The organism is Maribacter aquimarinus, assembly GCF_047345505.1.
Classification (GTDB): Bacteria; Bacteroidota; Bacteroidia; order Flavobacteriales; family Flavobacteriaceae; genus Maribacter.
The window spans coordinates 23,950-34,889 of the sequence record NZ_JBLFEO010000039.1 but is presented as its reverse complement, the minus strand read 5'-3'; the positions used below and the strand labels follow the sequence as shown (position 1 = coordinate 34,889).

The window sequence follows — 10,940 nt, the reverse complement described above, 5'->3', positions numbered from 1 at the left end:
TTTAGCGACCCCAAAGGTATGAAGTTTTTGCGCCGCCCTCTCCGGAGATCTGGCCCTAGGACCAGATCTCCGGAGAGGGCTTTTTTCAACAGCAAGCTGTTGCGTTTATCAGTTGAATCCAAGGAATAGTTTAGAATTGCTCCAACTTTAAACCAATTTTTATCTTCGGTTTCGTAAACTTCACGTTCTTGGGTTAAATCTTTCTCAAGAAAGCTGAATTCGTAAATTCTCCCGTCTTCTTCTTCGGTAAGCTCGTTTGAAATATTGAGATACAAATGTCGTGTTGGAATACTCCATTCAGTATCTTCCCATTTTCTTCTATATTCTTTGTAGCCAAAGCTCCCTTTTAAGCCTAAATACAATGAAGTCAGTCTTTGTTGTCCGTCTAAAACGGCATTAAATGAGTTAATTCCATTGGTGGAAATTTCTTCATTATGAGTTTTGTATCTTTCTCGATATTCATTTATGAATTTGTAAAATCTATAATTTTTCGAGGTTTTTTCTTCTACGTTCCAGAATAGAAACGAACTTATCGGATAATTTCTCATTATCGAGTCAAAAAGCCATTCGATTTTTGAGTGTGTCCAAATAAATTCTCTTTGGATAGCTGGAAGTAATAATTTGTTCGATTCTATTCTTTCAATAGCATCAGAAATTGTTATTGGTATTTGAAATGACATATTTTATTTCTGCGTTCTGTTTCTTTAATTGGTGGCAACGTAGGAATATGATCATTGATCATATATCCATTATAGGCCTAAGATAGTAAATCTTTGATGTTCATAAAAGACCTGTTGGCCACATGGGTGTAAATTTCCGTGGTCTTGGTAGAATTATGGCCCAACAAAAGCTGTATGTGTCTCAAATCTGTCCCGTTCTCCAGCAAATGGGTGGCAAAACTGTGGCGGAGCATGTGCGGTGTCACTTTTTTGTGAATGCCGGCCTTCTTGGCGGCCCTGGACACAATGTTCAGCACACTGGAAGCACTGTACCGCCCGCCCTTGGGGCCTTCGAAAAGGTATTCCTTGGGGCGATATTGCCGGTAATAGCCCTTTAGCGCGGTCAGCGCCCTTGGGCTCAAAATGGTCAACCGGTCCTTGTTGCCCTTCCCCTGCGCAATGCGCACCATCATCCGCTTGCTGTCAATGTCGGTCAGCCTCAGGTTCAAGAGTTCGCTTCTTCTAAGACCGGAAGAATACAACAGGGACACAATGCACTTGTGCTTGGGGTTGTTGGTGTGGGCAATGATGGCCAATATCTCTTCCTTGGACAACACCTCTGGGAGCCTCTCTTCTTTGCGGGGCCGTTCAATGGCAAAGAAACGGTTGGGCATGCCGTGCACCACCTCAAAAAAGAACTTGATGCTGTTCAGGGCTTGGTTTATGTAGGAAGAGGACCGCCCTTGGTGCACCAGCTTCTGCAGGTAGGCCCTGACCTCATTTTCATTGATGTTCGTGGGCTCCAGGTGGGCATAATGGTTTATAAAGGCCTCAAAGCAATGGACATAGGCCCTTACGGTGTTGTTGGAGTAGCGCTTTAACTCCAATTTTAAAAGATATTCCTCGGGGCACGGCTTAAAATTGGGCCTGGGCTTTCGTTTCCGGAACCAATCCACATTGATGTCCTCATTGTTGGAATTGATCTGGCGGTGTTCAAAAAAATAGTTTCCGTTCACCCAGACCTCGCCCCTAAAGGTCTTAAAGATCAGGCCCAGGTTCTCTTTGGTGTTGCGGAGGTAGTGCATGCCAAAGGCCTCGCTCCACCGCGCCCCGGGAAGGGAGTCCACAAGCGCCTGTATCACCCGGTCGCCGGGGAACTGTAGCCCAATGCACTTGTGGTTGTCAATGAAGAGGTGTCTCAGCGTTACGCTCCTGCCCTTGAACATTTTTTTTTGGCAATAAAGCAAAAGAAACCGTTATAATCGTATATTAAGCGTATAATATACGAGTACTATTCTTTTTTTTATGAGCAAGAGCATGCAGAAAGACTGCCTTCACTGTGGCAAGCCCCTGAGCGGCCGATCGGACAAGAAATATTGTGACCTGCACTGCAAGAGCGCCTACCAGTACCAACAGGTCCGGGAGGGCCCCGAAACATTCTACCGCAGGGTCCAGGCCCAGCTAAAAACCAACAGAAAGTTGCTGAAGCGCTACAACAGGGCGGGCAAGTCCACCATAAGGGCCCATATCTTGACAGACCAGGGCTTTGACCCCAATTTCTTTACCCATTACTGGAAAACCCAGAAAAATGATGTCTATCTGTTTGTCTATGAATACGGCTTCCTGGCCAGGAAAGAGCACGGAAAAGACAAATATGTGCTCATAGAATGGCAAGATTTTATGGCCAAGAACCAAAAATGGACCCACCGGGGCAGGCAAAAGGACTAAAACCGGCCCCTAAGCGGTGTCCCCGTGCCTATGTTCTGCCGGTGGGCCAAGGGCGGCCGTTGCCCAACCGCCCAGCGGAGCACCGCAGTGGGCCCGTTGCCCATGCTACGGGCGGGGCTTTAGCTTTACCGTCCACTCAAAATTGAAGGTAGAGACCACGACCCCATCTTCATTGGTGCCAACGGACCGCATCCAGATGGTCTGCCCCTCGCCCGTTTCAATGGTCTTGCGCAGAGCTCCCTTGATCAGATGGCCATCGTTGCAGGTAAAGGTTATGGTGCCCCTGGCTTTCTTGGAAAAACTGGCATTGTTGTTGGCCACGAGCATGGAAATGGCATGGCCGCTCTCCCCTATCTGATCGATCATCATGGCGCCCGTGGCCAGTTCGGCCGCCATTCCCTGCACGGCCCAGAACATGGATTTAAAGGGATTTTGGTTGCGCCATCCGTAGCGCACCGTTACCACCGCCCGCTCCTTGTCCAGGTACCTAAGCCTTACCCCGCACCACCAGGCCGAAGGAAGTTTAAAAAAACTGAAAAGGTTCAATTTACCGGGGGTCACCGCCATCTCAAGGATATTTTGCCCCAAATGTATTCAAAATTATCATACCGCATAAATGTTAATTAAATATTAAATTTAAGTACTTTGTTTTGCATAGTACCATCTTAAAGATATATATTTGCATAAGAAGTTATTGGGCATCGTAAGCAACACCCAGAACAAGCATCATCCATCAACCTAAAAAAAACGGACCATGACAGAGACCCTGACCAAGCACGAGCGCAACCTGGCGGCCCTGATCCACGCCAGTACCTTTACCAAGTACTTTTTTCCCTTCGGCAATTTCATCATTCCCTTGGTGCTGTGGTCGGCCAACAAAAAGGAGTATGCCTTTGTGGACCACAGCGGCAAGCAGGCCCTTAACTTTCAGATCAGCCTTTTGCTGTACTCCATCATTGCCGGTATCGTGGCCCTGCCCTTTTTGATCGGTTTTTTTCCAAATATTTTCAATTTCAACCTTTTTGGGCTGGGCAGCCTAAACGATTACAACACCCTGAACTTCAGTTTCAACGGAGACGGATTTCCCTTTGGCAGCTGGTTGCTTCCCCTGGGCCTCACCGGACTGCTGCACGGCGCCCTGTTCTTGATCAATGTGGTCTATACCATCTTGGCCACCATAAAGACCAATGAGGGAGAGGTGTTCCATTATCCGCTCACCATAAAGTTCATTAAATAGCGAAGAAAGCTGCCCCCAAAGAAAGGGGCACCAAAACATGTACCGGCCCGTAGGGCAACCAAAACGATCACGATATGGAAAAGTAACACGGTTCACGCAACATGCCCAATGGGGTACTCATCACACCCCGGGAGTTTATTCATCAACCTGCCCCCACCCGGTGTCCGGCCCGTCTTTCAAGAACGGCAAGGGCACGGCCAAGGGCAACAAAAAAAACGAACAGTCAATCTATACGGTTCCCCTACCGCTGGCCAACGCCAAATGCCGGGAGACGTATGCAAAGCAAAAGAAATCATGAATGTAGAAAACACAAAGGCACAAATGCGAAAAGGCGTCTTGGAGTACTGCATCTTGTCCATCCTGAACGGGAACGACAAATATGCCTCGGAGATCCTGCAGACGCTAAAGGATGCCAAAATGCTGGTGGTGGAGGGCACCATATACCCCCTTCTTACGCGCTTAAAGAACGCCGGGCTCCTCAATTACAGGTGGGAAGAGAGCACCTCCGGACCCCCGCGCAAGTACTACACCCTCACGGAAACGGGGAAACTCTTCCTAAGGGAGCTGGACACCACCTGGGACGAACTGCGGAAGGCCACCAACCTGGTCACCAAAAACAAGTAACGCCAAGAACGCAACCAAAATCATCTGACCCCGCTGCCCACTGCGGCGGAAAAACATCAAAAAATGAACAAGACAGTAAGCATAAACCTAGCAAACACGCTCTTTCACATAGATGAAGTGGCGTACCAGAAAATGCAGCGGTATCTGGAGGCGGTAAAACGCTCCTTTGCCAATACGCCCGGCAGCGACGAGATCCTGTCCGATATCGAGGCCCGCATTGCAGAACTATTCAGCGAAAAAATGGCCAATGAGCGGCAGGTGGTTACCCTGAAGGAAGTGGAAGCCGTCATTGCCATTATGGGCCAGCCGGAAGATTACCGGGTAGATGAGGACATCTTTGAGGACGAGCCCCCCGCCCAAGCGGCCGGCCCCAAAAAACGGCCCAAAAAGCTCTACCGGGACACGGAGCACAAATATGTGGCCGGGGTGTCTTCCGGAGTGGCCCACTACGCGGGCATAGATCCCCTGTGGATACGCATCCTGGTGGTGCTGCTCACCATTGGCACCAGCGGCAGCTTCATCTTCATCTACGGCCTGCTGTGGATTTTGATCCCCGAGGCGGCCACCACCGCCCAGAAACTGGACATGCGCGGCGAGCCCGTGAACATTAGCAATATAGAGCGCAAGGTAAAAGAGGGTTTTGATGACGTAGCGGATCGTGTAAAAAGTGTTGACTATGGTAAAGTGGGCAACACCGTCAAGGAAAGCGGCAAGACCTTTTTTGATACCCTGGGAGACATCGTGCTCTTCTGCTTCAAGATTTTTGCCAAGCTCATTGGCATCTTGCTCATTGTCATTGGCGCCACCACCCTGATCGGCCTTTTCATTGGCCTGCTCTCCGTGGGCATCTTGGACCTGGTGCAGGTTCCCGGGATGGATTTTTACCACATGGTGAATTCCAGTGGCCTACCCATCTGGGCGGTGTCCGTACTGGCCTTTTTTGCCATTGGGGTGCCCTTCTTCTTTCTCATGTACCTGGGCCTTAAAATATTGGTGAACAACCTAAAGTCCATTGGCAACATGGCCAAGTTCAGCCTTTTGGGGCTCTGGCTGCTCTCCATTGTCCTGTTGGTGGTGTTTGGCATACGGGAGGCCACCTCCCACGCCCATACGGGCAGTGTTACCGAGGAAACCGAATGGCGCCTGGAGCCAACCACCGATACCCTGCAGCTTCGCCTGGACGCCTCCGGGTACGATCGCGAGAACATGGTAAGGATGGGCAACACCATGATCGCCTACACCGACGCCGGCGAAAAAACATTGGTGTCCAATGATGTGCGGCTGAACATCAAAAAATCGGCCGACTCCCTGGTGCGCTTGTCCCTGCGGCGGGAGGCCGATGGGCCCACCTACGAGAAGGCACGGGAAACCGCCGCAAACATTGCCTACCGGTATCGCAGGGAAGGGAACACCCTGACCCTGAACGACTATCTTACCCTGGATGCTAACAGCAAGTTGAACGACCAAGAGGTGCGCGCCAGCCTCTACCTGCCCGTGGGCACCGTGCTGCGCTATATGCCCGGAGATGCCAAATCTTACACGGTTAGGGCAGACACCGATCGGGAGGATTTGGACTTGGAAGGGCCACTATGGCGCATGACCAACAACGGTACGCTCCTTTGCCTGGATTGCCCCGAACCCACCTTGCGCGAGAAGGACAAGGAGAAAAACCGCATCCGGATCAACGGGAACGGCATTGACATCACCATAGATGAAGATGGGGAAAAGGGGAAGATCATCATCAACGAAGATGGGATAGATATCGATGTGAAGGACCAAGGGGAATCCTTTAAGATGAAGCTGGACCGGGACGGCATCAACATCAAGGCCAAGGAAAAGCAAGGGGACACTCTGAACTGAACGGGGCCCGATCCGGATGCCGGGGCCAAGCCGGGCAGTGGACAGCAAGGATGGCCCCAAGGTAAAATATGACGGCCCAGCCCACAAAAACAACGATCGGGAACCTAATTGTGGCCCACAGCAAACCAAAACAAGATATTTACATCAACCAAAAAACAATCATCATGACAACACTAGTAAAATTTGCCATTGCCTTTGCCTTGGCCCTGTTTTTTTCCTCCTGTGCCTTCGACATCAACCTGGCCGATTTTGGCTCGGGTGAAAAGGGCAACGGCAACATTGTGGAAGAAAAACGAACTGTTACCGAAGCCTTCACCGAAGTACACGCCTCAGAGGGCATTAAGGTGTTCATTACCCAAAACGACAACGTGTCAATTACCGTACAGGCAGACGACAATGTCATAGGCCTTATTGCCACGGACATTGAGAATGGACGTTTAAAGGTGCACGCCAAACAGAACATTGGCAGGGCCACCAAAGAGGTTCATGTTTCGCTGCCCAACATTAGCGAACTCATTGCCTCCAGTGGTGCCCAATTGCGCACCGAAGACCAAATAGAGGTGAACCACCTCCTTTTGGACGGTAGTAGCGGCGCCCTTATAGCCGTGGAAGTGCGCGCGGATGAAATGGAGATTGAGGCCAGTAGCGGGGCCAACCTGAGCGTGGCCGGCAATGTGGGAGTGCTCAGTGCACAGGGCAGCAGCGGGGCCAATATCCGGGCACGCGATCTGTTGGCAAAAGATTGCCGGGCAGCCGCCAGCAGCGGGGCCAACGTGCAGGTCAATGCGTCCAAGTCCCTCAGGGCAGATGCCAGCAGCGGGGGCAATGTTTCCTATAGCGGAACGGCCGAAGTCACCAAAAACAAATCGGTCTCGGGGAACATCAACCAATTTTGAGCTGTTTTCGTCAGTCAGCATAAAAACAAAGGCCCAACGGATTTTTCGTTGGGTTTTTCTGTTATATCACCGGGCTAATATTTATATTTATGGGTATGGAAATACAGTTGAAAAAATACATCCTTCCGCTAAAGCACACCTTTGGCATTAGCAGGGAATCGCATGATTTTCAGGACAGCCTGGTGGTTGGGCTCTCGTTGGATGGAAAGACCGGTTACGGGGAGGCCACGGCAAATCCCTATTACCAGATCACCGTGGAGGGCATGATGGCAGAGATCGAAGCCTTGCGGGCCACGCTAGAGGCACGCCCCTTTACCACCCCAGGGGAGCTGCACGCCTTTCTCACCGGCAGTGGCCTCAGTAATTTTGCCCTTTGTGCCCTGGACCTGGCCGCCCACGATCTTTACGGAAAGCTAAAGGGCAGGCCGCTTTATGAAATTTGGGGCACGGCCCCCACCTCCTACCCCACCACCAACTACACCATTGGGCTGGCCCCCATGGAAAAGATGGTGGAAAAGATGCAAGAGACCCCATGGCCCATTTACAAGATCAAATTGGGCACCGATCATGACGTGGCCCTGGTACGGGAGCTCAGGAAACACACGGATGCCATTTTTAGGATCGATGCCAACTGCGCCTGGACGGCCAAGGAGACCATGGAAAACGCCCCATTGTTAAAGGACCTTGGGGTAGAGTTTCTGGAGCAGCCCCTGAAAGCGGAAGATTGGCAGGGAATGGAGCAGCTCATGCACCATAGCGTGCTGCCCATCATCGCGGATGAGAGCTGTATTGTGGAGGCCGATGTGGAAAAATGTGCCCTGCACTTTAACGGCATAAACATAAAGCTCACCAAATGTGGCGGGCTCACCCCTGCCCTGCGCATGATCAAAAAGGCCAAGGAAATGGGCATCAAGGTCATGGTGGGCTGCATGACGGAATCTACCGTGGGCATCTCTGCCGTGGCCCAGCTCTTGCCCCAGTTGGACTATGTGGACATGGACGGCGCCATGCTCCTAAAGGAAGATATTGCCACAGGGGTGCGCATTCTGGAAAATGGCCAGGTGCGCTTCCCCGAACTGCCCGGAAGCGGGGTGGCGCTGTTGTAAAACCCAGGGGGTAAAAAGTACGCTTCCCCAACAAGGGGGAAACCAACGGTAGCCCCCAGTCTTAACCCAGATCCCTGTATGGTTCATTATACCGATTCCTTTCCCGGACGCACTGTGGCGGTCAACGGCACTCCCCATCTTTATTTTGGCGGAACGGCTTATTTGGGGCTGCAAGACCATCTTCATTTTCAAGATATTTTCATTGAGAACACCCGGCGCTACGGCACCAATTACGGCGCTTCCCGAAAATCGAACGTGCAGTTCAGGGTGTTTCATGAGGCAGAAGCGCTCTTGGCCCAACTCGTGGGCAGTGAGGCTTGCCTAACGCTTTCCTCGGGCTACTTGGCCGGGCAGTTTCTGGTGCAGTCCCTAAAATCCAAAACCTACCGGCGGTTCTATGCGCCCAACACCCATAGTGCCCTTTTTAGCAAAAAGAACAAGAATTACCACAGCTATGCAGACTTGCGGCATGATGTGGAGGGCCACCTTGGGAGCGGGTCTGCCGCCACCCCCGTGCTCTTTTTGGACAGTATTGATTTTTCCGGGCAGAACTATCCCCATTTTAGCGCCCTGGGGGCACTGCCGCTGGAAGACATGTACCTGGTGGTGGACGATTCCCACGGCATTGGCGTGGTGGGCAAGGATGGCGAGGGCGTATTTGCCCGCTTACGGGCCTTGGGCGCCAAAAAACTGTTCATGTGCTGTTCCCTTGGAAAGGGGTTTGGCATCCAGGGCGGTGCGGTCTTTGGCCATGCCGCGGACATGGACGCCCTCAGGGACTCGGTCTTCTTTGGCGGGGCCAGTCCGGCGAGCCCGGCCGCCATGGCCACCCTGGTACAGGCCCAGGGGCTGTATGCGCAAAGACGGGACAAACTGCGGCAGAACCTGAACCTTTTCCTAGATCAGGTACCCCGTCCAAACCCCTTTGTGCACATGGCGGGGCACCCTACCTTTGGTTTTCAAAACAACCGGCTTGCCGCGGGGCTGTTGCAAAGGAAGATCATTGTTACCCACTTCAATTACCCCAATGACGGGGCGGCGCCCGTGAGCCGCATCGTATTGTCCGCCGCCCATACCGATCGGGACATTGCCCAACTTACCAGCGCCATCGGTGCCATCTTGGGCAGGTAACACCATCCTTTCCGTTTTGGGCCCATGTTCCCTTTTACCGGGTTGATGTTTTCTCTGGGTCGATGTTTTTGGGGTTCGATGCGTCTTGTCCTGAAATAGGTTGCCCTTTTTTTGGGTCGATGTTGATTTCTGCCGGTTTTACCTTTTTAGAAATCAATGGATATAGAGGTCAGTAGATAAATACTTATCCATCAAACAAGGTAATTATTTGATTATAATACGGTTAATAATTTTTACTATTGTCAGTTCGAGCGCAGTCGAGAACCATTTGCCAGCCAAGGAAGACTTCGACTGCGCTCAGCCTGACATTTAAGCTATCAACTCGATTTAAAATAGGTAACTATCTACTGACCTCTAAATGGATAAATACGTATTCATTGAACAAGCTAATCATTTGATTACCATATGATCAATGATTTTTCCTGTTGTCAGTTCGAGCGCCCGCCTACCGGACGGGCAGGCAGTCGAGAACCGTTCGTCAGACAAAAGAGGCTTCGACTGCCTGCCTCGGCCATAATTCAGGCGGGCGCCCGGCCTTACATTTTGGCCATCAAATCAGTTTAAAATAAGTAGCTATCCAGTGAGCACTAGCCCTTTTTTAAGTCCATGTTTTTTTGGGCCGATGTTCCCTTTTACCGGGTTGATGTTTGCTCCCGGACCTACCGGGAAGCACATGGCATGCCCCTGGGGGATGCCATGTGCTTCCTTGGTACCTTGGGCTTTGAAACCACCCGGAAATTTTGGCACGCCCCATCTGTTGGAGCTTCCCAATGAGGGTGCATCCCAAATAAAATGATGGCCATTGCGATCAATGCGTCCCCAGGGCCAGGGTGATGGAGCAAAAATTGGCACGGCCACCGGTGCTGCACGGGGTTGCGGGCGTGATGAATTTTTTAAGACATCCCCTAAGTTTAAGGGGCTGGTCGCCAAACCTCCTCGCTTTTTCAATACCATAAAAAATTAACGGTAAAGCTGTTGTTGTGTTACATTATTTTGTAATTTAAAAGGATAATATGAACCTTAAAACCAATAGTTTATGAAAAATTTTATGATATCGGCGGGTATGGTGCTCCTCTTGGTGGCCATTACCGGTATGGCCTCCTCGGAACCCCAGGGCGCAAGTCCTACTTTAGAGGGCACTTGGGAGCTTATAGATCGCTATAACTATGACGAGTCCGGGGTAACGGACACCCTGCACAACATCAATGGATACCGGCAGGTAAAGATCTACAGCAAGGGCAAGGTGATGTGGACCCGCTACTCGCCAGACGATCCGGCGGAATGGTTCGGTTATGGCTCTTACACCCATACGGACAGCACCTTGATGGAACGGCTGGAATTTGCTTCGGCCACCATGATGGACATCAGGGACACGGTGAAAGTGTTTGAGTTTGAGCTGATCTTGGACGATGACACCTACAGCCAGATCACCACGGATGCGGAGGGCAACCGGACTTTTTCCGAAAACTACAGACGCATCGATTAAATCCGGCTGATGCATTGGAGGTTCCCAATAAGGTCATAGCGCCCCATATAATCCAGACCTTGGGGTTGAGGCCTGGCCATCAATACGGGAATGGGGAAAAGTCTGCGCAGTGCTCGGTTTTGTATGATTTTGCCGCTCTCACCGGATCTCTAATACCATTTACGTAATTATTTTTGGTATATTTGGGGTATGGGAAGAAAACGTACTACGGAA

Annotated in this window: 11 protein-coding genes; 8 read left to right on the top strand and 3 right to left on the bottom strand. The window is 51.1% G+C overall.

The window, feature by feature from the left end; translation table 11 throughout:
• Both ACKWCC_RS18290 and xerA read right to left on the bottom strand, forming a co-directional pair.
• The coding region (locus ACKWCC_RS18290) for a DUF262 domain-containing protein (RefSeq protein ID WP_413997418.1) at positions 1-680 on the bottom strand (680 nt) is incomplete at its 3' end.
• A gap of 77 nt (positions 681-757) precedes the next feature.
• The gene (gene xerA / locus ACKWCC_RS18285; RefSeq protein WP_413997417.1) at positions 758-1,885 is read right to left on the bottom strand and encodes a site-specific tyrosine recombinase/integron integrase; all 1,128 of its coding nucleotides are present in this window, start codon (positions 1,883-1,885) and stop codon (positions 758-760) included.
• A gap of 79 nt (positions 1,886-1,964) precedes the next feature.
• Here xerA and ACKWCC_RS18280 point away from each other — a divergent pair, with 79 nt between their 5' ends.
• On the top strand, positions 1,965-2,387 hold the full coding sequence (locus ACKWCC_RS18280; protein WP_413997416.1) for a hypothetical protein: 423 nt from the start codon (positions 1,965-1,967) through the stop codon (positions 2,385-2,387).
• Between the two features lie 105 nt (positions 2,388-2,492).
• On the opposite strand, the gene ACKWCC_RS18275 is transcribed toward ACKWCC_RS18280, so the two are convergent.
• Entirely contained in the window at positions 2,493-2,954 is a 462-nt protein-coding gene (locus ACKWCC_RS18275; protein WP_413997415.1) for a DUF4442 domain-containing protein, read from the bottom strand.
• Positions 2,955-3,141: 187 nt separating this feature from the next.
• Here ACKWCC_RS18275 and ACKWCC_RS18270 point away from each other — a divergent pair, with 187 nt between their 5' ends.
• The 7 genes from ACKWCC_RS18270 (at position 3,142) to ACKWCC_RS18240 (ending at position 10,727) form a co-directional block, all read left to right on the top strand.
• The gene (locus ACKWCC_RS18270; protein WP_413997414.1) at positions 3,142-3,624 is read left to right on the top strand and encodes a DUF4870 domain-containing protein; all 483 of its coding nucleotides are present in this window, start codon (positions 3,142-3,144) and stop codon (positions 3,622-3,624) included.
• Positions 3,625-3,918: 294 nt separating this feature from the next.
• Positions 3,919-4,248, top strand: coding sequence for a PadR family transcriptional regulator (locus ACKWCC_RS18265; protein WP_413997413.1), 330 nt, complete (start codon positions 3,919-3,921; stop codon positions 4,246-4,248).
• A gap of 63 nt (positions 4,249-4,311) precedes the next feature.
• Positions 4,312-6,108 carry a PspC domain-containing protein gene (locus ACKWCC_RS18260; protein ID WP_413997412.1) on the top strand — a complete coding sequence of 599 codons (1,797 nt, stop codon included), beginning with the start codon at positions 4,312-4,314 and terminating at the stop codon, positions 6,106-6,108.
• 164 nt (positions 6,109-6,272) lie between these two features.
• On the top strand, positions 6,273-7,004 hold the full coding sequence (locus ACKWCC_RS18255; protein ID WP_413997411.1) for a head GIN domain-containing protein: 732 nt from the start codon (positions 6,273-6,275) through the stop codon (positions 7,002-7,004).
• 95 nt (positions 7,005-7,099) lie between these two features.
• Positions 7,100-8,110 (top strand): dipeptide epimerase, encoded by a 1,011-nt coding sequence (locus tag ACKWCC_RS18250; RefSeq protein WP_413997420.1) that lies wholly within the window; start codon positions 7,100-7,102, stop codon positions 8,108-8,110.
• Between the two features lie 78 nt (positions 8,111-8,188).
• The gene (locus ACKWCC_RS18245; protein WP_413997410.1) at positions 8,189-9,241 is read left to right on the top strand and encodes an aminotransferase class I/II-fold pyridoxal phosphate-dependent enzyme; all 1,053 of its coding nucleotides are present in this window, start codon (positions 8,189-8,191) and stop codon (positions 9,239-9,241) included.
• Positions 9,242-10,277: 1,036 nt separating this feature from the next.
• On the top strand, positions 10,278-10,727 hold the full coding sequence (locus ACKWCC_RS18240; protein ID WP_413997409.1) for a hypothetical protein: 450 nt from the start codon (positions 10,278-10,280) through the stop codon (positions 10,725-10,727).
• Positions 10,728-10,940: the final 213 nt, after the last annotated feature.